This is a genomic window from Caballeronia sp. LZ003 (assembly GCF_031451465.1).
Classification (GTDB): domain Bacteria; phylum Pseudomonadota; class Gammaproteobacteria; order Burkholderiales; family Burkholderiaceae; genus Caballeronia.
Map to the genome: position 1 here is coordinate 2,531,716 of NZ_JARUXJ010000001.1, position 20,374 is coordinate 2,552,089.

A 20,374-nucleotide genomic window follows, 5' to 3' on the forward strand; every position below is an offset into this window, starting at 1 on the left:
GTTTCAGGCGGCCAACCGCGCCGCCTTGAGCGCCGGCAAACCGAGCCGCGCCGTCATTTCCCTCACGCGCAGCAACTGCGCCGCCACCGCCAGCGCGATCGAACCCGGCGCTTTATCGACGATTCCCTCGACGCCGATCGGACACGTGATTTCCGGCAGACGCTCCGCCGAAAGCCCGCGCTCCATCAGGCGCCTCTCGAACTTCACGCGCTTGGTCTTCGAGCCGATGAGGCCGAAGTACGCAAAGTCCTCGCGGCGCATGATCCGCTGCGTCAACGAAAAGTCGAGCGAGTGATCGTGCGTCATCACGATGAAATACGCGCCCGCCGGCGCTTCATCGACGATGGCGTCGGGCAGATCCGTGGCTTCGACCTGTACGTTCGCGGGAACTTCGTCGGGGAAAAGTTCGTCGCGCGCGTCGACCCATTGGACGACGCACGGCAGCGTGCCGAGCACTTTCACGAGCGCGTGGCCGACGTGACCCGCGCCGAACAGAACGATATGCATCATGTCCGCGCGCGCCTCACCGCGTTCACTGCCTTAAGAATTTCTTCGGCGGTCGCGGGCGCGTTCAGCGGCGGATTCACCTTGTGATCGCCCACGGCGGATACGGCGTCGCGAATCGCGAAGAACACCGAAAACGGCAGCAGCAACGGCGGCTCGCCCACCGCCTTCGAGCGATGGATGCTGTCTTCCGCGTTGCGGTTCTTGAAGAGCGACACGCGAAAATCAGGCGGCATGTCGTTGATCGTCGGAATCTTGTAGGTGGACGGCGCGTGCGTCATCAGCTTGCCGTTCTGATTCCACCAGAGTTCCTCGGTCGTGAGCCAGCCCATGCCCTGCACGAACGCGCCTTCGACCTGGCCAACATCGAGCGCCGGATTCAGCGATGCGCCCACGTCGTGCAAGGCATCCGCGCGCAGCACGCGCATTTCGCCCGTGAGCGTGTCGATCACCACTTCCGCGACCGCCGCGCCATACGAGTAGTAGAAGAACGGACGGCCCTGCATGGTCGCCTGATCCCAGTAGAGCTTGGGCGTGGCGTAAAAGCCGTCGGACCACAACTGCACGCGTGCGAGGTAGGCCTTCTGCACGATCTCGCCGAACGGAATGACATCTTCCCCGACGATCACGCGGTCGTTCGCAAAGCGCACTTGCGACGCTTCCACCTTGCCGCCGCCGAACTTTTCCGCCGCGAATTTCGCGAGCCGCTCGCGCAGTTGACGCGCGGCGTCCTGCGCGGCCTTGCCGTTCAGATCGGTGCCGGTGGAAGCCGCCGTCGCCGATGTATTCGCCACCTTGCTCGTGTCGGTCGCCGTCACGCGCACGCGGCCGAAATCCACGCCGAGTTCATGCGCGACCACCTGCGCGACTTTCGTGTTCAAACCTTGGCCCATCTCGGTGCCGCCGTGGTTCACGAGCATCGAGCCATCGGTATATATATGAACCAGCGCGCCGGCCTGATTGAAGTGCGTCACGTTGAACGCGATGCCGAACTTCACTGGCGTCAGCGCCAGTCCTTTCTTCAGGATCTCGTTGTTCGCATTGAACTCGCGCACGGCTTCGCGGCGACGCCGATACTCGCTCGACTCGGCCAGCTCACCAATCAACTCCTGCAGCACGTTGTCTTCGACGGTTTGTCCGTAAGGCGTCTTGTTGTTTTCCGTTTTGCCGTACAGATTGTCGAAGCGCACATCCAGCGAATCGCGACCGACCGACCGCGCGATGTTGTCCATGATGTACTCGATGGCGAACGCGCCCTGCGGCCCGCCGAAGCCGCGAAACGCGGTGTTCGACTGCGTGTTGGTCTTGCCGCAATACCCTTCGATCTTCACATCCGCGAGCCAGTACGCACTGTCGAAGTGGCAGACCGCGCGTGTCATCACCGGGCCGGAAAGGTCCGCCGAGAAACCGCAACGCGATGTCATGTCGAGCGCGACGCCGTCGATCACGCCGCGATCGTCGTAGCCGACTTCGAAGTCGTACTGGAAGTCATGGCGCTTGCCGGTGATCATCATGTCGTCGTCGCGGTCCGGACGCAGCTTCACCGGGCACAAGAGCTTCCACGCGGCAAGCGAGGCGCAGCACGCGAAAATGCCCGACTGCGATTCCTTGCCGCCAAAGCCGCCGCCCATGCGCCGGCATTCGACCAGCACGTTGTGCGAATGCACGCCAAGCACGTGCGCCACCAGATGCTGCATTTCGGTCGGATGCTGCGTCGAGCAGTACACGTGCATGCCGTCGTCGTCCTTCGGCACGGCATACGCGATTTGTCCTTCGAGATAGAACTGTTCCTGACCGCCGAGCTTCATCGCGCCGCGTTCGTGATGCGCGGCTTTTTGCAGACGGCTCGCTGCATCGCCGCGCGAGAGCTTGAGCGGATTCAGCACGTAGGATTCGGCTTTGCGCGCGTCTTCGGCGGTCAGCACGGCCGGCAATTCCTCGTATTCGATGTTCGCGCGACGCGCCGCGAGCCGCGCCGTATCGTGCGACGTCGCGACGACGATGAACATCGGCTGCCCGACGTATTGCACGATACCCGGCGCGAGCACCGGATCGTCGTGGATGATCGGGCCGCAGTCGTTCACGCCCGGGATGTCCTCGGCGGTGAAGACGGCGACGACGCCGGGCGTGGCGCGCACGGCGTCGAAGTTCATCGACACGATCTTCGCGTGCGCCTTCGGACTCATGCCGAGCGCGGCGTGCAGCGTGCCCGCGACGACGGGGATGTCGTCCGTATAGCTCGCGCGCCCGCTCACATGCAGATGCGCCGACTCGTGCGGACGCGAAACGTGGACCTGCTTGAAATCGTCGGCTTCGTTGGCGAGCGACTGGGCTTCGGCGAGAAAGGCTTCGGCTTGTTGGTTCATGTTCTTATCGGCTCCTTACTTCACTTCGACGAGTTCGATTGCACGCACATCCAGCTTCGACTTGGGCATCGGATTGTGCGGGCGCGTCTCCAGCCAGAATCGATACAGCACGCTCTTCGCGGTATCCAGCCGATAGTCGCTGCTCGCGCGCATGTCGGTGAGCGGCGCGTAGTCCTTGCCGAGCGCGAGCATCGCGGCCTGCGCGGTGGCTTCATGCCAGTGCGCGTCGGCGAGCACGCTTTCGGCGTGCGTGGCGCGCTTGGGTGTCGCGGCCATGCCGCCGAAGACGAGACGCGGCTCGCGGATCGTGTCGCCATCCGCGATAAACGAGAACGCGGCATACACCGCGGAAATGTCCGAATCGAAGCGCTTCGAGAGCTTATAGGCGCGAAATTGCAGCTTCGCGCGCTGGTCGCCGCGCGTCGGCACGCGGATGGCGGCGACGAACTCGTTCTCCGCCATGTCCTTCTTTTGATATGCAATGTAGAGATCTTCGAGCGGCATCTCGCGCGGGCCATCGACGCTCATCAACACGACGCGTGCGTTCAACGCGATGAGACCGGGCATCGAATCGCCGATGGGCGAGCCGTTGGCGACGTTGCCGCCGAGCGTGCCCGCATTGCGGATGGGCAGCGAGGCGAAGCGCTGACGCGTCTCTTCGAGTTCGGGATACGTCTTCACGAGTTCGGCATACGCGCGCTCGACCGACACGCCCGCGCCGATCTGGATCCACTCCTCGGTCGTCTCGACATGCTTGAGCGCCTCGATCTGTCCGACATAGACGATGTCGCCGAGATCGCGCAACTGCTTCGTCACCCACAAGCCGACGTCCGTGCTGCCCGCGAGAATGCGCGCCGTGGGCTTTTCGGCTCTGAGTTGCGCAAGCGCGTCGACGGTGCGCGGTGCGTCGAACTGGCGGCCCGCGTGCTCGTAGTGGAAAGTGTCGTCACGCGCGATGCCGTCGAGCGAACGCGCCAGCGCCTCGACGTTCAACGGCGCGAGCGGCGCGTGATCGAACATCTGCTCGGCAGCCTCGATGATCGGCCGATACCCCGTGCAGCGGCACAGATTGCCGGTCAGCGCGTTGCTGATCTCCTGGCGCGACGGCCGCGTTTTGTCGCAAGCCTGCGCACAGCCTTGCGTTGCATGACCATGCTTTTCGTAGAGCGCGAACATCGACATGGCAAAGCCGGGCGTGCAGAACCCGCACTGCGAACCGTGACAATCGACGAGCGCCTGCTGCACCGGATGCAGCGAACCATCCGGCTGGCGCAGGTCTTCGACAGTGAAGAGCGCGCGGCCGTCGAGCGTCGGCAGAAACTGCACGCACGCGTTGACCGCCTTGAACGCGACGCCGCCCGCGCCGTCCGGCTCACCGATGACGACCGTGCACGCGCCGCAATCCCCTTCGGCGCAACCTTCCTTGGTGCCGGTGCAGCGCGCGTCTTCGCGCAGGTATTGCAGGACGGTGCGCGTGGTCGACGCGCCGCTTACTTCGCGGATCGCATTGCGATGGTAAAAGCGGATCGGCTGGGTCATGAAATTCTGTCTCGCGGGGCTTCGATGATTCTTTTTGCTGGTTGCGCGGAGTGCGCAGCCGGTGGCTTCGGATGGTTCCGGCGCTTTCTCGGATTACTCCTAGCGCTTCGATGATTCGAAAGCTATCACCGCCAAAATCCGGAACCCATAGGCGACATTGCATGTACGACATACTCCCATCGCGATAAGTCGTGAAACCCTTAAGCAGCGCGGCTTCCCGACATGCCGCCCGACCGTTCGGACAGGCAATTTGGACCACGTGGTTACAAAACTGGCGCGACATCGGGTCGCAAGCTATGTGACAATCACGCTTTCGCGTCGAAATCAACCCCGTAGTAACCCGCGCCTTTCTATGTCCACCCAACCCGCCACCGCGCCGCAAGGCGACTTCGCCGTCACGCTTCGAATCGTGTCGGTCGTCGTGTACACGTTCCTTTGCTATCTGACCATCGGCATTCCGCTGGCGGTCTTGCCGGGCTTCGTGCACACGGAGCTGGGCTACGGCTCGGTGATGGCGGGCGCCGCGATCAGCGTTCAGTACTTCGCCACCTTATTGTCGCGGCCGCTCGCCGGTCGTTCAGCCGATACCGCCGGCCCCAAGCAAACCGTGCTCTACGGTCTCGTGGCCTGCGCGATCAGCGGCGCAATGCTCCTGACCTCCGCGCTCGCGACGCAGTGGCATGCGGTGAGTCTCGTGCTGCTGGTGATCGCGCGGCTCGTGCTCGGAGTCGGCGAAAGTCTCGTCGGCACGGGATCGATCACGTGGGGAATCGGCCGCGTGGGCGTCTCGCACAACGCAAAAGTGATTTCGTGGAACGGTATTGCGACATACGGCGCGCTGGCTATCGGCGCGCCGCTCGGCGTGGCGATCGACAATTCGCTGGGCTTTTCCGCGCTTGCGCTCATCGTGATCGCGCTGGGCGGCCTCGGTTACTGGCTCGCGAAGCGCATGGAAAGCGTGCCGGTGGTGCATGGCGAGCGCATGTCGTACCGCAGCGTGTTCTTCCGCGTGCTGCCGCACGGGATCGGGCTTGCGCTGGGTTCGGCGGGCTTCGGTTCCATTGCGACTTTCATAACCCTCTTCTATGCCGCGCACAACTGGCCGCACGCGGCGCTGTCGCTCACGGTGTTCGGCACGACGTTCGTCGGCGCGAGGCTTTTGTTCGCCAACACGATCAAGGTGTATGGCGGCTTCCGCGTGGCGATTGTCTCGTTCTGTTTCGAATGCGCGGGCTTGCTGATGCTATGGCTCGCAGCCGAGCCGACATTCGCGCTGGCAGGCGCTGCGTTGACCGGCTTCGGCTTCGCGCTCGTGTTTCCGGCGCTGGGCGTCGAGGCGGTGGGACTCGTGCCGCCGGCTTCGCGCGGCGCGGCGTTGTCGGCCTACTCGGTGTTTCTGGACTTGTCGCTGGGATTGACCGGGCCGTTGGCGGGTTATGTCGCTGGCGAGTTTGGATACGGGTCGGTGTTCTTGTTTGCCGCGCTGGCTGCGGCGTTGGCGGTGGGCTTGTCGGTGGCGCTTTATATGCGTGGCGGGCGCGGTCTAGGTGGGCCCGCAACGGCGTGAGTTGATCAGGCGCCGGCTTTCGAGCCATGCAATTGCAGGCCGAGGGCTTTGACTACTTTGAGGATGGTTGCGAAGCTGGGGTTGCCGTCTTCCGAGAGCGCTTTGTAAAGCCCTTCGCGGCTGATGCCTGTATCGCGCGCCACCTGCGCCATGCCGCGCGCTCGCGCAATCACGCCAAGCGCGTGTGCGATAAACGCGGAATCGTCGCCGCCTTCTTGAAGACATGCATCGAAATACTCAGCAAGGTCCTCCTCGGTCTTAAGGTGCTCGACCGAGTCCCAGGGACGAGTTTTGATCTTGGTTGGGGTCATTGATTACTCCATGTCCAGGTGAGGCAGCATGGCGTGTGCGGACTTGATGTCTCTGTCTTGAGTCGACTTATCGCCCCCACATAGCAGGATCACCAACACGTCTCCACGATTAACGTAATAAACACGATAGCCTGGTCCATGATCGATCCGCATTTCAATCACCGGTGAGCCGGCCGAGTTAGTGTCGCCTGGATTGCCCGACGCGAGTCGGTCGATACGAGCTTGAATTCGGCGTTTTGCGATGCGGTCCTTCAATGCAACGAACCAGTCGTCAAAAAGCTCCGTGGTCCGAATGTTAAGCCTGGAAGTCATCGTAATCCATGGTTCACAAACCGTCAACCACAGTTGACAGGTCAGTCTATCTAATAAGAAGTTCACGGCAAGGATTTGCCTCTGTCTATTTTTCGCAGGGACACCGTAAAAGTCGCCACCCGCGTCAGGGAGTAAGTCTCGAATCGATCGCCGCTAGAGGCCAGCCGCCGAGCCATCGCGCCGCTCATCAAAAACCCCCGAACGATCCGCACACCTTTGCCTTAAAATCACCGCTCGGCCCACAAGCGTCCGCTTTATGAACCAGACCTCGGAAGACCGCTGGCGTGACCTGCGCCCGGACCCGGACAGCGACACTCCGCTCTATCTGCAACTCGCACGCAAGCTCGCCAACGCCATCCACGACAATCGCTGGAACGCAGGCGAAGCCCTGCCCTCCGAGCGTGTGCTGTCCGAAGCGCTGGGCGTCTCGCGGATCACATCGAGGAAAGCCATCGCGTTGCTCGTCGAACAAGGGCTGATTCGCCGTGAACAAGGCGCGGGCAGCTTCATCACGCCGCGCTACGAAGACCCGCTCTCGCGTCTGTCGAGCTTCTCGGAGATGCTACGCCGCCGAGGTTTTACGCCGAGCTCGCAATGGCTCTCGCGCAAGATCGAGCCTGCCAATCGCGACGAAGTCATTCAACTCGGCCTCTCGCCCGCCGCCGCCGTCACACGCCTTAAGCGCCTGCGTCTCGCCGACGACATCGTCATGGCGGTCGAAAACTCCACGTTTCCGGCCTCGCTCATTCCCGATCCGTTGGTCATCGGCGACTCGCTCTACAGTTATCTCGACACGCGCGGCCTCTCGATCGTGCGCGCGTTGCAGCACTTTCGCGCGGTGAACGCGAGCGCGGAGATCGCGCAGCAAATGGGCATCGCGCCGCACGACGCGCTTTTGCTCATCACGCGCGTAGGCTATACCGCCGATCAACGCGCGATCGAACTCACCGACACCTACTGCCGCAACGACTACTACGACTTCGTCGCCGAGTTGCGCAAGTGACTCACGCGCCGACGCGCCCATGACCGACATCGCCGCCACGCCGCCTTCGGAACGCTCACTCACCGTCATGCTGTGGCTCGTCGCCACGGGCTTCTTCATGCAGACGCTCGACTCGACCATCGTCAACACGGCCTTGCCCGCGATGGCGAAAAGTCTCGGCGAAGCGCCGCTGCGCATGCAAGGCGTCGTGATCGGCTATTCGCTCACGATGGCGATGATGATCCCCGTGTCCGGCTGGCTCGCCGACAAGCTCGGCACGAAGCGCGTGTTCTTCAGCGCGATTCTCGTGTTCACCATCGGCTCGCTCTTGTGCGCGAACGCGCAGTCGCTGACGGCGCTGGTCGCGTTCCGCGTCGTGCAAGGCATCGGCGGCGCGATGCTGTTGCCAGTCGGACGTCTGGCCGTGTTGCGCGTGTTTCCCGCCGAACGCTATTTGTCGGCGCTCGCGTTCGTCGCGATTCCAGGGCTTATCGGGCCACTCATCGGGCCAACGCTCGGCGGCTGGCTCGTGCAGATCGCGTCGTGGCACTGGATTTTCCTCATCAACCTGCCGGTGGGTGTGGTGGGCTGCATCGCGACCAAGATGTTTTTGCCCGATAGCCGCAATCCCGCCACCGCGCCCTTCGATCTTGCCGGCTATCTGCTGCTCGCAGTCGGCATGGTCGCGCTGACGATCTCGCTCGATGGCCTGGCCGATCTCGGTCTGCCGCATGCCATCGTCATCGTGTTGCTGGTGTTGAGCCTCGGATGCTTCGTCGCCTATGGTTTGCATGCAACGCGCGCCGCGCAACCCATCTTCTCGCTCGATCTGTTCAAGATCCACACGTTCAGCGTCGGCCTGCTCGGCAATCTCTTCGCGCGCATCGGCAGCGGCGCGATGCCTTATCTGATCCCGCTGCTCTTGCAGGTGAGCCTCGGCTATACGCCGTTTCAGGCGGGCATGATGATGCTGCCGGTCGCCGCGGCCGGCATGCTGTGCAAGCGGCTCGTGACGCGGCTGATCGAAAAGCATGGTTATCGGCGCGTGCTGGTCGTGAACACCGTGCTCGTCGGGCTGATGATGGCGAGCTTCGGACTCACGAGCGAACATCAGCCGCTTTGGCTGCGTCTCGTGCAACTGGCGATCTTCGGCGGCGTCAACTCGATGCAGTTCACCGCCATGAACACGCTCACGCTGAAAGACCTCGGCACCGGCGGCGCGAGCAGCGGCAATAGTCTGTTTTCGCTCGTGCAGATGCTGTCGATGAGCCTTGGCGTGACCATCGCCGGCGCGATCCTCGCCACCTTCACCGGCATCCTCACGCGCGTGACGGAAACCAATTCGCTGCCCGCGTTTCACGCAACCTTCCTTTGCGTGGGCATCATCACGGCGGCAACGGCGTGGATTTTCGGACAGCTTGCGCCGGAAGTGCGCTCGACGAAGCGAAAGACAGATCCTTCCGAGGCGAACTAAAGCGGGGTTTCGTCGGCTCGGCCGAAAATTTCCGCCGCGCCATCCGATTGTGCGTTTCGCACCGACAGAGTGCGGACAGCACCGCTACACAACCTTCAAGCGGCATGCCGCCGCATCGTGCATTACCGTCCGGCCGTGCGCCGAGCCAATGTACACACAAAAGCGCGCCGATTAATCGCGCTCCCCCGCTTGCACATTGAATTCGCACGCTTTTTGCTCGAACGTGATGTGCCCGATCTTGTAAACTGTCTCATTAAGTAAATTGCCCGGCCCTCGACACCATGAGCATGGTTGACATCGATCCACCCCGCTTCCAGTCTCCGCGTCCCGTCGCGGGCGATGACGGCTCGCGTCGCACCGTGCTGTACGGCGAGTACACCGTGTTCAGCGTGTTTCAGCCGGTGTTCTCGGTGTCGCATCGGCGTGCGATCGGCTATCACGCGTCCTTGCGTGCACGGGACGAGACACATCGTCATGTACCGTCACACGAAGTGTTCACCCAGGCGGCACGGCGCGGCGATCTTCTGGAACTGGGACGATTGGCCGAGTCCCTTCATCTGGGCAACTTCAACGCGTTCGACAGCCACGACGAATGGCTCTTTCTGAGCCTCCACCCCGCCGCGCTGATGGACACGAGCTACGGCGACGCGCTCCTCGCCGCGTTGAAGGACATCGGCTTGCCGCCGCAACGCGTGGTGCTGGAAGTGCCCGAACAGGCGGGCGGCGAGACGACGCGCTTCACCGAAATCATCGACTCCATGCGCAAGTCGGGGTTTCTGATCGCGCTGGATGGCTTCGGCGTGAAGCATTCGAATATCGATCGCGTGTGGCAGTTGCGGCCTGACATCGTGACGCTCGACCGCTGCATTCTCCAGCAGGCGACCGAGCATTCGCATATCGAGCGTGTGTTGCCCCGGCTCGTATCGCTGCTGCATGAATCCGGGCAACTCGTGTTGATGGGCGGCCTCGCGACCGAGCGCGACGCGCTGATCGCGCTCGAATGCAATGTCGATTTCGTGCAGGGCGCGTACTTCGCGCAGCCGAGCGTCGATGCCGTGCATCCGCAAGTCGCCGCGGGCGTGATGGATGCGTTGTCGGCTGCGTCGCGCGAACGCGTGGGCGCGCGCGACCGGGCGCAAGCCGCGCGTCTCGAACCCTACGTGAGCGGCCTCGAACGCGCGGCAGTCAAGCTCATGGAAGGCGAAACGCTGGCCGCCGCGACGAGCGAGCTGCTGCAACTGGTCGATACGGCGCGCTGTTTTCTGCTCGATCAGGAAGGCCGGCAGATCGGCGATAACGTCGTGCCGGTCGTGCGTACATCGCAGCGCGCGAAGCGTTTCAGTCCGCTGCTGCATTCGGAAGGCGCGAGCTGGGAGCGTCGGCCGTATTTCATCGAGGCGTTGCGCGCGCCAGGACGCGTGCAGTTGACCGCGCCGTATCTGTCCATCAACGAGGCGCATCTTTGCGTGACGGCATCCATCGCCGCGCAGACGCCGTATGGCTTGCAGGTGCTATGCGTCGATATCAACTGGGAAGCGGTGCCGCGGCGGCGCTGAATCGCGGGATTACGACCGGCGCTCGGCGTCGGGCTTGACGATATCGAACCCTGCAAGCGCGAGCACGCCGGACAGCACGATCAACGCGGTGGAATGGCGTCCGAAATATAAAAGCGCCGCAGCGGACCATGCGGCGAGACAGAGGGCGAGAAAGCGTTTCATCGTGATATCACGCGTGAGGGCCGACCCAAGCGATGCGGCACGGCCGATCAAAGCGACATTCTAGATTTCCCGGCGGCAAGACGCAGAAACCGCCGACGCGCGAACGTTCCTCGCCATGCAAAAAGCCCTCCGTAGAGGGCTTTTCGTTCGATCCGACATCGCGAACGACGATGCGGGATTGGCGCAAACCGTAAGCCTTAAGCCTTAAGCCCCGAAATTCTTCGAAGCGAAGTCCCAATTCACGATGTTCCAATACGCTTCGATGAACTTCGGACGCGCGTTGCGGTAATCGATGTAATAAGCATGTTCCCACACGTCGATGGTCACGAGCGGCTTGGCATCCGTCGTGAGCGGCGTGGCGGCGTTGCTGGTGGAGACGATATCGAGCGAGCCGTCCGTCTTCTTCACGAGCCACGTCCAGCCCGAACCGAACGTGCCGGTCGCGACCTTGGCGAACTCTTCCTTGAACTTGTCGAACGAGCCGTACTTGGCGTTGATCGCATCAGCCAGCGCGCCCGTCGGTGCGCCGCCGCCGTTCGGCGACAGGCTGTTCCAGAAGAACGTGTGATTCCAGACTTGCGCCGAGTTGTTGAACACGCCGCCCGACGACTTCTTCACGATCTCTTCGAGCGGAAGGTTCTCGAATTCGGTGCCCGGAATCAGCTTGTTGAGGTTCGTCACATAGGTCTGGTGATGCTTGCCATAGTGATACTCGAGCGTTTCTTCCGACATGTGCGGAGCAAGCGCGTTCTTGTCGAACGGCAACGGCGGGAGGGTATGTTCCATGATTGCAGCTTCCTTTTCTATGTGATTTGTAGGGACTGTGGGGAGTGAAGCGCTGGAGCAATGGATTGTAGGCGACTTGGGATAACCCCGCAAACCGCCTGCCTTTATGAGCAAGATTGCTTTCCAAAGCTTGAATGCAGCGTCAAAAGTGCTCCTGCGGCACTTGGCGGCTTCGTCAAAAGGCCGGTGTCGAGGCCATCAGAATTCGTCGGACAAACGCGGCTGGACATCGGCGAGAAGGACATCGGCAGAGCCTTCCGCGAGATGCACGGTCATCGGACGCTTCGGTTTGAGTGCGTTCGGCGCGCGCAGCGCACGGCCGGTTTGGGTATCGATCAGGGCGGCGTAACCGCGCTCGAACGTGCGCTGCGGACTCAGCACCTGCAAGCGCGCCGCAAGCTCGGACACACGCGCGTTCGCACGCTCATGACGACGCTCGCGCGCACGCTGCATGCGCTCGGCCAAACGGCCGAGATGCTCGATCTGCGTCGCGACATCCGGCCTTCTGCGTTGCCATCGATACTGCACCAGCGCGAAATGCGCGCGTGCATCGCGAACCGGGCGGGCGCCCGCCGCGGCGAGCCGGCTCGCCAGTTGCCGCAGATGCACGTGTTGCCTTGCCAGACGCTCGGCGGGACTCACGAGGCGGCGCGCGAGCCAGTCGAGTTCTTGGGCGCGACGCTCCATCGTCCGGCCAAAACCTCGTGCGAGCGCCGCGTGACGCTGATCCAGTTCCTGCAGCAACACCACGCGCTGCGGACTGACGAGTTCGGCAGCGGCGGTCGGCGTCGGCGCGCGCATGTCGGCGGCGAAATCGGCGATCGTGAAGTCGGTCTCATGGCCGACGCCGCTCACCACCGGCACGCTGCTCGCCGCGATCGCGCGCGCGAGCACTTCCTCGTTGAACGCCCATAAATCTTCGATGGACCCGCCGCCCCGGCACACGATCAGCACATCGACTTCGCGCCGCGCGCTCGCCGCTTCGACCATGGCCGCGAGCTTCGCGCCGACGCCCGTTCCTTGCACCGGCGCGGGATAAACGACGACCGGCACATGTGGCGCGCGGCGCGCGAGTGTCGTCAACACGTCGCGCAACGCCGCCGCTTGCAGCGATGTCACGATGCCTATGCCACGCGGATGCGTCGGCAGCGCGCGCTTGCGTTCCGCCGCGAACAAGCCTTCGCTTTCGAGCTGCGCCTTCAGCCGCAGAAATGCCTCGAAAAGCCGCCCCTGCCCCGTGCGCCGCACCGCTTCCACGTTGAGTTGCAGTTCGCCGCGCGGCTCGTACATGGTGACGAGCGCGCGCACCTCGATCTTGTCGCCTTCGCGCGGCGTGAATTCGGCGTATTGCGCGCGGCCGCGAAACATCACGCAGCGCATCTGCGCGCCCGCATCCTTGATCGAGAAGTACCAGTGTCCGCTCGCGGCGCGCGTGAAGTTCGAGACTTCGCCCGATACCCACACGAGCGGAAACGACCGTTCGAGCATCGTGTTGATCGCACGATTGAGCACGGAAACGGGGATGACGGCATCGCTGCCTTGCGGCATCAAAGAATCGGGAGTCATGGGCGAGAAAGCGAAAGATCGGGCCGGAAGAACCATCTGACTGATGGACAAGATCCGCCGGATAAGGTACGCCAGTGTAGCAAGTGTCCACACAGAAAGACTTACCGCTTGCTGATCGCAAGCACCCCGGCGAGCCTTTGAGTACGTTGCAACTCGTTGATTTAACTCGCTTATATTCGTCTTATGTCTGCATTATCCGAAGCAACTCTTTCCTGACGCGGAATCGCTGCTCTTCGGCCGCGAGTTTTTCACAGAGTTATCCACAGGCGCGTGCCCTCGGCCGTTTGGCTAACCGGCTGGCGTCGAGGCCGTCCGCGCGATAGAGTCCGGGGTTCGAGCACCGGCCTGACCCTGCGTAGCAAACATCGCCGGCCATGCATTCCGTTCAACGCTGACCGTATAGAAGGAGTTGCCGTTGCGCGCCAAGCTTCACCCGTTGACCGGCTCAAACGCCATCGTCGCGAAGGCGGACCATGTCTGACTTCAAACCGCCCATCGAAAACTTTTTCGCACGCGAATGGCGCAAGCGCGGTCCCGTTGCGTGGGCGCTCACGCCCTTCGCCTGCATCTTCGGCGCGATTGCCGCGACGCGCCGAGCGTTCTTCGAACTCGGCTGGATCAAGCGCGTCGATGTCGGCGTGCCGGTGGTCGTCGTCGGCAACGTGACGGTCGGTGGCACGGGCAAGACGCCGACAGTCATCGCGCTCGTCGAGGCTCTGCGCGCGGCAGGGCATCAGCCGGGCGTCGTTTCGCGCGGATACGGCGCGAAGATCGCGAAGCCGACGAGCGTCGCGCCGACCTCGGCCGCCGCGCAAGTCGGCGACGAGCCGCTGTTGATCGCGCGCCGCACTCACGCGCCGGTCTTCGTGTGCCCGGATCGCGTGGCGGCGGCGCGTGCGCTGGTCGAGGCGCATCCCGAAGTCGATGTCATCGTGTCCGACGACGGCCTGCAGCACTATCGGCTCGCGCGCGTGTTCGAGCTCGTCGTATTCGACGACCGCCTCGGCGGCAACGGCTTCCTGCTGCCCGCCGGCCCGTTGCGCGAACCGATGTCGCGCCATCGCGACGCGACGCTCATCAACAGCCCCTACGACCGCACCTTGCCGCCGTGGCCCAACACCTTCGCGCTCGAACTCGAATCGGGCGATGCCTGGCTGCTCGACGATCCATCGGTGCGCCGTCCGCTCGCGCAGTTCGCAGGCGAGAAAGTGGTCGCCGCCGCGGGCATCGGTTCGCCCGAGCGCTTCTTCGCGACCTTGCGCGCCGCCGGCATCACGCCTGGCACGCGCGCGTTCCCCGATCACTATTCGTATCGCGAGAATCCTTTCGAGGACGTGAAAGCCGACGCCATCCTGATCACCGAGAAGGATGCAGTAAAATTTGGGGCCTGGCGTGATGCGCGCATCTGGGTCGTTCCCGTGCAAGCCGTGCTCAGGCCTCGCCTCATCGCTCTAGTTGTGGAGAAACTCCGTGGACGCACGTCTGCTTGAAATCCTCGTCTGCCCGATCTGCAAGGGTCCGCTCACCTATGACCGCGCGGCGCAGGAGCTCGTCTGCAGCGCGGACAAGCTTGCTTATCCCATTCGCGACGGCATTCCCGTGATGCTCGTCGACGAAGCGCGTCAAACGGTGGAAGGCACGCCGGTCGAGCCGTTGAAGCCGGTTGGCGGCGCGTAAGGTCCGATCATGTCCGTGCCGTTCATCGCCGTCGTTCCGGCGCGTCTTGCTTCCACGCGGCTGCCGAACAAACCACTCGCCGATATCGGCGGCAAGCCGATGGTCGTGCGCGTCGCCGAACGCGCGCGCGAGTCCGGCGCGAGCCAGGTGATCGTCGCAACCGACTCCGATCGCGTGGTCGAGGCTTCGCGCGATCACGGCATCGAAGTGATGCTCACGCGCTCGGATCACCCCACCGGCACCGACCGTCTCGCCGAAGTAGCGACGCGTCTGAACTGGCCCGACGACGCCATCGTCGTGAACGTTCAGGGCGACGAGCCGCTCATCGACCCGCAACTCGTGCGCGATGTCGCCGCGCATCTCGCGGCGCATCCCGAATGCGCAATCGCCACGGCCGCGCATCCCATTCACGATCCCGCCGACGTGTTCAATCCGAATGTCGTGAAAGTCGTGCTCGATGCGAAGAGCGTCGCGCTCTACTTCTCGCGCGCGCCCATTCCCTGGACGCGCGACGCATGGCAATCGCATTGGCCGGACGTCGCCGCGCTTTCGGCGCTGCCCGCGGTGCCCGAAAACGTGCTGCGGCATATTGGCCTGTACGCGTATCGCGCGAAGTTCCTGCGCGAGTTTCCGAACCTCGCGCAAGCGCCCATCGAAGCCGCCGAGGCGCTCGAACAGCTGCGCGCGTTGTGGCATGGCGAGCGCATCGCGGTGCGCGTCACGCATGAAACACCTGCACCGGGCGTCGATACACCCGCCGATCTCGCGCGCGTCCAGGCGCTCTTTTCCAGCGCCGGCTGAAAGCTCGCACAACCCGTGTATACCCCCGCCAAACGCTTGCGCGGCGGGAATCACAGCGATTTCTATCGCCGTTATTACGGCCGCGTTCGTAATGAGCCGTGGCATAATCAAGCGATTGCGCGAGCCTTCCGGTCAGCGCCACGCTCAACGTTGCGCCGCTGTCCGCGGGTGCCGCGCCGACTTTCGAATCGGCTGCGCGCTCTGTCGTCGACGCCGCGCGAGCCTGGCCACCGGATGCAGATTCAGACTCGCCGCGCGGTTTCTAGACGATTCGGAGATATCACCATGCGTTTGATCCTGTTGGGCGCACCCGGCGCGGGCAAGGGCACCCAGGCAAACTTCATCAAGGAAAAGTTCGGCATTCCGCAGATCTCGACCGGCGACATGTTGCGCGCGGCCGTGAAGGCGGGCTCGCCGCTCGGCGTCGAGGCCAAGGGCTATATGGACGCGGGCGAGCTCGTGCCGGACACGCTCATCATCAATCTCGTAAAGGAGCGGCTGCTCGCGGACGACTGCAAGAACGGCTATCTGTTCGACGGTTTCCCGCGCACCATTCCGCAAGCGGAAGCCATGAAGAACGCGGCTGTCGTAATCGACTACGTGCTGGAAATCGACGTGCCGTTCGACGAGATCATCACGCGTATGAGCGGGCGTCGCGTCCACGCGGCGTCGGGCCGCACGTATCACGTCAAGTTCAATCCGCCGAAGAACGACATGACGGACGACGTCACCGGCGAGCCGCTGATCCAGCGCGACGACGACAAGGAAGAAACCGTGAAGAAGCGGCTCGACGTGTATGAAGCGCAGACCAAGCCGCTCATCGCGTACTACAACGACTGGGCGAAGCGCGGTGAAACGAACGGGCTGAAGGCGCCGGAATATCGCAAGATTTCCGGGCTCGGCGCGGTCGATGAAATTCGCACGCGCGTGTTCGATGCTTTGAAGTAACTTGCCCGCGTCACGGAAAACCCGCTCTTCGCCGAGCGGGTTTTTTTACGCCTTCAAACTTCCTCGCCAAGCTAAAACGGCGAGCCATAAAATCGAACGGCCTCACGAGGGCCGCGAATGCAGCACTTCCTCATATCAAGGAGAAGAGACATGGAGATACAAGGCAACGTTTTTCTGATCACCGGCGGCGCGTCCGGCCTGGGTGAGGCCACCGCGCGGCTCGTCGCCGGGCTAGGCGGAACGGTCGTCATCGCGGACATGAACGAAGCGGCGGGCGCCGCGCTGGCGAAGGAGTTGTCCGGCGAGTTCGTCAAATGCGATGTCAGTCAGGAGAGCGACGGCCAGCGCGCCATCGAAGCCGCCACGCAACGCGGCACTCTGCGTGGACTGGTGAATTGCGCGGGCATCGCGCCGGCATCGAAGACGGTGGGCCGCGACGGGCCGCATCCGCTCGATCTGTTCAGCAAGGTCATCGCGGTTAATCTCATCGGCACGTTCAACATGATCCGGCTCGCGGCCGAGGTCATGTCGAAGAACGCGCCCAACGAAACGGGCGAACGCGGGGTGATCGTGAATACGGCGTCGGTCGCGGCGTTCGACGGGCAAATGGGTCAGGCGGCCTATGCCGCGTCCAAGAGCGGCGTGGCCGGCATGACGTTGCCCATCGCGCGCGATTTGTCGAGAAACGGTATCCGCGTGATGACCATCGCGCCTGGTCTCTTCGAAACGCCGATGCTGCTCGGCATGCCACAAGACGTACAGGACGCGCTCGGCGCCATGGTTCCGTTCCCGCCACGTCTTGGCAAGCCGAACGAATACGCGCTGCTCGTCAAACAGATTTTCGATAACCCGATGCTCAACGGCGAAGTCATCCGTCTCGACGGCGCAATTCGCATGCAGCCGAAGTAAGCAAAAAAACGGCGGATCGCTCCGCCGTTCTTAGTCGCCGTCGTGCTGCGTGCGCTGCCTCAGTTCATGCAACTCGGTTTCGACGACGGTTGCATCTTCCGCATCGGGACGATCTTCCAGATAACGCTGCAGATCTTCGAGCGCCGGACGCAGATAATCGAGCCGCGCGTAGGCAAAACCACGGTCGCGCACTTCCTCGATACTTCCCGGCAACACGATGACGAGCCGCTGCTGCACGGCGAGCAAGCGCTGCCAGCGCTCCGTCTGCAAGTAGATGCTTTTCAGATTGCGCAGCATGCGCGCGACGATCTCGCGGCGCGTCGCAGGCTGCAACAACACGCGCAACGCGCTGCCAATGGATTCGCCCACGCGCTGCACGTACGGCTCCAGCATTTCGACCATCTGCGCTTCGGAAAGCGTCTGGCCGGTGGTCGGATCGAGCATGAGATCGTGATCGGGCGTCGAGACACGCAGCAGGAAATGCGCGGGAAACGACACGCCGCGCACGGGCAGACCGAGCTGATCGGCCATTTCCAGATAGATCACCGCAAGCGAAATCGGAATGCCGCGACGCCGTCGCAACACCACGTTCAGATGGCTGTTGTCCGGGTCGTAGTAATCGTTGAGGTTGCTCGAGAAACCCAGCTCGCGGAAGAAATAACGATTGAGCGCCTCGACCTTTTGCTTCATGTCCGCGTCGTCGGGCATGCGGCGGCGCGCCCGCACGACGAGTTCGTCGATCTCCGCGAGCACCGCTTGCATGTCGAGATCGGGATACGCGTCCTGCGCAAGCGACAAAGCCGCTTCCGTGAGCGGAAGACTCTCGTCGTCCGCCACGAGCGAAGTGAAGTAATCGAGGATACGCGTTGTCGTCATCAAAGCGTTCGTCTCTTGAAATAGGCGTATTTGAAGCCCATCGCCGCCAGAATACCGAAATATAACGCGGCGAACACGACAAGGCTCGCACCCAGCAACGCGATCCGCGTGAACGGCGTTGCGCGCATGGCGATCCAGTCGAAGTTGCCAGCGACCCAGTGCATGGTTCCAGCCAGCACGAGGCATGCCCCGATCATCTGCACGAAGAATAGCAGCCAGCCCGGCGACGGCTTATAGATCTGCCGGCGCCGCAAGCCGATGAACAACAGCAGTGCGTTCGCGAGCGCGCCGAGGCCGATAGAGAGCGTAAGACCCGCGTGCGAGAAGATCGGCACGAAGATGTAGTTGCTCACCTGCGTCATGATGAGCACGCCAATGGCGATCTTCACCGGCGTCTTGATGTCCTGCTTCGCGTAGAAGCCCGGCGCCAGGATCTTGATGAGGATCAGCCCGATCAGCCCGATGCCATACGCCGACAACGCGCGGCCGACCATCACGACGGAATGGCTGTCGAACTTGCCGTAGTGAAAGAGCGTCGCGGTGAGCGGTTCGGCGAAGAAGAACAATGCGACCGCGCTCGGCGCCGCGAGCAGAAAGGTGATGCGCAAACCCCAGTCGAGCAGCGCGGAATACTCGTCGTTGTTGGCATCGACGTGGGCTTTCGAGAGACTCGGCAGCAGGATCGTGCCGAGCGCCGCGCCGAGGAGCGCGGTGGGAAACTCCATCAGCCGGTCGGCGTAGTTGATCCATGACACCGCGCCCTGCCCGATATTCGACGCGATATTCGTGTTGATGATGAGGCTCAGTTGTCCGACCGACACCGCGAACGTGGCGGGCACCATCTTCAGCAGCACGCGCTTCACGCCCGGATGCCGCAGCGCCTGCAAGAAGTTGAGTCCGATGCGGGGCGCCATGTCGATCTTCCGCAGCCCCGGAAACTGCACGAGGAACTGCAACGCGCCACCCGCGATCACCGCGTAGGCCAGCGCGTACACCGGCACTTTCAGATGCGGCGCGACGAACACCGCCGCGAAAATGAACGACACGTTCAGGAGCACCGGCGCGAACGCGGGCAACGAAAACTGCTTGTACGTATTGAGCACGCCCGAGGCGAGCGTCGTCAGCGAGATAAAGATGATGTACGGGAACATGATCCGCGTCATCTCAACGGCAAGGACGTACGCCTGGCCATCGTGCTTCAGGCCGGACGCGACCGCGAAGACGACCCAGCTCGCGCCGGCCATGCCGACGAGCGACAGCACGACGAGGCCCCATGTGAGCACGGTGGACATGGCATCGACGAGCGCCTTGGTCGGATCGTGACCTTGACTGTTCTTGAACTCGGCGAGGATAGGAACGAACGCCTGCGCGAACGCGCCTTCCGCGGACAGACGCCGCAGCAGGTTCGGTATGCGGAACGCGACATAGAACGCGTCGGTGTAGAGACTGGCGCCGAAGGCACGGGCGATCAGCGTTTCGCGGATCAGGCCGGTCACGCGCGACAAAAGCGTGAAGCCGCTGACCGTCAGGAGGGCTCGGAATAGATTCATGGGGCGCTTATTATACGGGGCGTGCGCGATGCGCTTCGGATCGCGGCGGCCGCATCGGCGTTCGCGCACGTCACTTTGACCCATTGCATCGAATTTGCGGCGCAATGGCGTCAGAGCGAGGCTTTTCTTGTCACATCTCGTATTTGCTTGCTATAATCGCGGGTTTCGAAGCTCGGCTTTCGCGCACTGCTACAATCCACGCAGTCGTGACACACTTACAGTTCGCACAGTTCGGCGCTTCATGTCATTTCTTGCCTAACAGGCAAGGGAGACAAGGGAGACACGTGGAAATGGCATAGAGTCGACAGCAAGATTCACGCTGTCAGGCCAAGTTTCAAGGCTCTCGGGCAATCGTTCCCGGGAATTCCGATCATAGGCAGTGCGTTAAGAATCGCCCTCTCGTGCTCATTTCGGGCGCTCCTGGCAAGACGCCGGAGTCATCGAGACAAGGGTAACGCGCTCCAGACAAGTAACAGCAGAAACAGGAT

At 62.8% G+C, this 20,374-nt stretch carries 19 protein-coding genes; 9 read left to right on the forward strand and 10 right to left on the reverse strand.

From position 1 onward, the window contains the following. Window positions 1–3: 3 nt before the first annotated feature. The 3 genes from xdhC to xdhA are packed head-to-tail and all read right to left on the reverse strand — an operon-like array spanning window position 4 to window position 4,409. Entirely contained in the window at window positions 4–510 is a 507-nt protein-coding gene (xdhC, locus tag QCE79_RS11395; RefSeq protein ID WP_244826133.1) for a xanthine dehydrogenase accessory protein XdhC, read from the reverse strand. Further along, a complete protein-coding gene (gene xdhB / locus QCE79_RS11400; RefSeq protein ID WP_309844219.1) occupies window positions 507–2,870 on the reverse strand; it encodes a xanthine dehydrogenase molybdopterin binding subunit in 2,364 nt (787 codons plus the stop codon). Before xdhB ends, xdhC begins: the two co-directional genes overlap by 4 nt. Window positions 2,871–2,885: 15 nt before the next feature. After that, window positions 2,886–4,409: a xanthine dehydrogenase small subunit gene (gene xdhA / locus QCE79_RS11405; protein ID WP_309844221.1), complete on the reverse strand. Its 1,524-nt coding sequence runs from the start codon at window positions 4,407–4,409 to the stop codon at window positions 2,886–2,888. A gap of 352 nt (window positions 4,410–4,761) precedes the next feature. Between xdhA and QCE79_RS11410 the strand changes: the two genes are divergently transcribed. Beyond that, the gene (locus QCE79_RS11410) at window positions 4,762–5,976 is read left to right on the forward strand and encodes an MFS transporter (RefSeq protein ID WP_309844224.1); all 1,215 of its coding nucleotides are present in this window, start codon (window positions 4,762–4,764) and stop codon (window positions 5,974–5,976) included. A 5-nt stretch (window positions 5,977–5,981) separates the two neighbouring features. Here the strand turns inward: QCE79_RS11410 and QCE79_RS11415 are convergent, their stop codons facing one another. Both QCE79_RS11415 and QCE79_RS11420 read right to left on the reverse strand, forming a co-directional pair. Next, window positions 5,982–6,287 (reverse strand): addiction module antidote protein, encoded by a 306-nt coding sequence (locus QCE79_RS11415; protein ID WP_250465486.1) that lies wholly within the window; start codon window positions 6,285–6,287, stop codon window positions 5,982–5,984. Between the two features lie 3 nt (window positions 6,288–6,290). Continuing rightward, window positions 6,291–6,599, reverse strand: coding sequence for a type II toxin-antitoxin system RelE/ParE family toxin (locus tag QCE79_RS11420; protein ID WP_250492673.1), 309 nt, complete (start codon window positions 6,597–6,599; stop codon window positions 6,291–6,293). A 256-nt stretch (window positions 6,600–6,855) separates the two neighbouring features. Between QCE79_RS11420 and QCE79_RS11425 the strand changes: the two genes are divergently transcribed. From QCE79_RS11425 to QCE79_RS11435, 3 genes are all read left to right on the forward strand, one after another. Continuing rightward, a complete protein-coding gene (locus QCE79_RS11425; RefSeq protein ID WP_244826142.1) occupies window positions 6,856–7,602 on the forward strand; it encodes a GntR family transcriptional regulator in 747 nt (248 codons plus the stop codon). A 19-nt stretch (window positions 7,603–7,621) separates the two neighbouring features. Next, complete coding sequence (gene mdtD / locus QCE79_RS11430; RefSeq protein WP_309844228.1) at window positions 7,622–9,055, forward strand: multidrug transporter subunit MdtD; 1,434 nt, start codon at window positions 7,622–7,624, stop codon at window positions 9,053–9,055. Window positions 9,056–9,336: 281 nt separating this feature from the next. After that, window positions 9,337–10,611, forward strand: a complete 1,275-nt coding sequence (locus QCE79_RS11435) for an EAL domain-containing protein (RefSeq protein WP_244826144.1) — start codon at window positions 9,337–9,339, stop codon at window positions 10,609–10,611. Window positions 10,612–10,620: 9 nt separating this feature from the next. Here QCE79_RS11435 and QCE79_RS11440 read toward each other — a convergent pair whose 3' ends face one another. The 3 genes from QCE79_RS11440 to xseA all read right to left on the reverse strand — a co-directional run bounded on the left by QCE79_RS11440 (window position 10,621) and on the right by xseA (window position 13,125). Further along, on the reverse strand, window positions 10,621–10,773 hold the full coding sequence (locus QCE79_RS11440) for a hypothetical protein (protein ID WP_244826145.1): 153 nt from the start codon (window positions 10,771–10,773) through the stop codon (window positions 10,621–10,623). A gap of 204 nt (window positions 10,774–10,977) precedes the next feature. After that, on the reverse strand, window positions 10,978–11,559 hold the full coding sequence (locus tag QCE79_RS11445) for a superoxide dismutase (RefSeq protein WP_250465492.1): 582 nt from the start codon (window positions 11,557–11,559) through the stop codon (window positions 10,978–10,980). A 198-nt stretch (window positions 11,560–11,757) separates the two neighbouring features. After that, window positions 11,758–13,125, reverse strand: coding sequence for an exodeoxyribonuclease VII large subunit (xseA, locus tag QCE79_RS11450; RefSeq protein WP_309844231.1), 1,368 nt, complete (start codon window positions 13,123–13,125; stop codon window positions 11,758–11,760). A 473-nt stretch (window positions 13,126–13,598) separates the two neighbouring features. Between xseA and lpxK the strand changes: the two genes are divergently transcribed. The 5 genes from lpxK (at window position 13,599) to QCE79_RS11475 (ending at window position 17,460) form a co-directional block, all read left to right on the forward strand. Next, window positions 13,599–14,615, forward strand: coding sequence for a tetraacyldisaccharide 4'-kinase (gene lpxK, locus QCE79_RS11455; RefSeq protein ID WP_244826148.1), 1,017 nt, complete (start codon window positions 13,599–13,601; stop codon window positions 14,613–14,615). Further along, on the forward strand, window positions 14,596–14,802 hold the full coding sequence (locus QCE79_RS11460) for a Trm112 family protein (RefSeq protein ID WP_244826149.1): 207 nt from the start codon (window positions 14,596–14,598) through the stop codon (window positions 14,800–14,802). The genes lpxK and QCE79_RS11460 overlap by 20 nt, the downstream gene beginning before the upstream one ends. Before the next feature lie 9 nt (window positions 14,803–14,811). Continuing rightward, entirely contained in the window at window positions 14,812–15,603 is a 792-nt protein-coding gene (gene kdsB / locus QCE79_RS11465; RefSeq protein WP_244826150.1) for a 3-deoxy-manno-octulosonate cytidylyltransferase, read from the forward strand. A gap of 285 nt (window positions 15,604–15,888) precedes the next feature. Continuing rightward, window positions 15,889–16,551 (forward strand): adenylate kinase, encoded by a 663-nt coding sequence (gene adk, locus QCE79_RS11470; RefSeq protein ID WP_244826151.1) that lies wholly within the window; start codon window positions 15,889–15,891, stop codon window positions 16,549–16,551. Window positions 16,552–16,701: 150 nt separating this feature from the next. Beyond that, a complete protein-coding gene (locus QCE79_RS11475; RefSeq protein WP_250509450.1) occupies window positions 16,702–17,460 on the forward strand; it encodes a 3-hydroxyacyl-CoA dehydrogenase in 759 nt (252 codons plus the stop codon). Between the two features lie 30 nt (window positions 17,461–17,490). Here the strand turns inward: QCE79_RS11475 and QCE79_RS11480 are convergent, their stop codons facing one another. After that, a complete protein-coding gene (locus QCE79_RS11480) occupies window positions 17,491–18,336 on the reverse strand; it encodes a SirB1 family protein (RefSeq protein ID WP_309844237.1) in 846 nt (281 codons plus the stop codon). Continuing rightward, window positions 18,336–19,886, reverse strand: a complete 1,551-nt coding sequence (gene murJ, locus QCE79_RS11485; protein WP_309844240.1) for a murein biosynthesis integral membrane protein MurJ — start codon at window positions 19,884–19,886, stop codon at window positions 18,336–18,338. Before murJ ends, QCE79_RS11480 begins: the two co-directional genes overlap by 1 nt. Window positions 19,887–20,374 lie beyond the last annotated feature (488 nt).

Coding starts and splice junctions, on each gene's coding strand:
- QCE79_RS11445 (WP_250465492.1), bottom strand. CDS start 11,559: ATGGAACATACCCTCCCGCCGTTGCCGTTCGACAAGAACGCGCTTGCT.
- kdsB (WP_244826150.1), top strand. CDS start 14,812: ATGTCCGTGCCGTTCATCGCCGTCGTTCCGGCGCGTCTTGCTTCCACG.
- xdhC (WP_244826133.1), bottom strand. CDS start 510: ATGATGCATATCGTTCTGTTCGGCGCGGGTCACGTCGGCCACGCGCTC.
- xdhB (WP_309844219.1), bottom strand. CDS start 2,870: ATGAACCAACAAGCCGAAGCCTTTCTCGCCGAAGCCCAGTCGCTCGCC.
- QCE79_RS11425 (WP_244826142.1), top strand. CDS start 6,856: ATGAACCAGACCTCGGAAGACCGCTGGCGTGACCTGCGCCCGGACCCG.
- murJ (WP_309844240.1), bottom strand. CDS start 19,886: ATGAATCTATTCCGAGCCCTCCTGACGGTCAGCGGCTTCACGCTTTTG.
- lpxK (WP_244826148.1), top strand. CDS start 13,599: ATGTCTGACTTCAAACCGCCCATCGAAAACTTTTTCGCACGCGAATGG.
- xdhA (WP_309844221.1), bottom strand. CDS start 4,409: ATGACCCAGCCGATCCGCTTTTACCATCGCAATGCGATCCGCGAAGTA.
- QCE79_RS11415 (WP_250465486.1), bottom strand. CDS start 6,287: ATGACCCCAACCAAGATCAAAACTCGTCCCTGGGACTCGGTCGAGCAC.
- xseA (WP_309844231.1), bottom strand. CDS start 13,125: ATGACTCCCGATTCTTTGATGCCGCAAGGCAGCGATGCCGTCATCCCC.
- QCE79_RS11480 (WP_309844237.1), bottom strand. CDS start 18,336: ATGACGACAACGCGTATCCTCGATTACTTCACTTCGCTCGTGGCGGAC.
- mdtD (WP_309844228.1), top strand. CDS start 7,622: ATGACCGACATCGCCGCCACGCCGCCTTCGGAACGCTCACTCACCGTC.
- QCE79_RS11420 (WP_250492673.1), bottom strand. CDS start 6,599: ATGACTTCCAGGCTTAACATTCGGACCACGGAGCTTTTTGACGACTGG.
- QCE79_RS11440 (WP_244826145.1), bottom strand. CDS start 10,773: ATGAAACGCTTTCTCGCCCTCTGTCTCGCCGCATGGTCCGCTGCGGCG.
- QCE79_RS11410 (WP_309844224.1), top strand. CDS start 4,762: ATGTCCACCCAACCCGCCACCGCGCCGCAAGGCGACTTCGCCGTCACG.
- QCE79_RS11475 (WP_250509450.1), top strand. CDS start 16,702: ATGGAGATACAAGGCAACGTTTTTCTGATCACCGGCGGCGCGTCCGGC.
- QCE79_RS11435 (WP_244826144.1), top strand. CDS start 9,337: ATGAGCATGGTTGACATCGATCCACCCCGCTTCCAGTCTCCGCGTCCC.
- adk (WP_244826151.1), top strand. CDS start 15,889: ATGCGTTTGATCCTGTTGGGCGCACCCGGCGCGGGCAAGGGCACCCAG.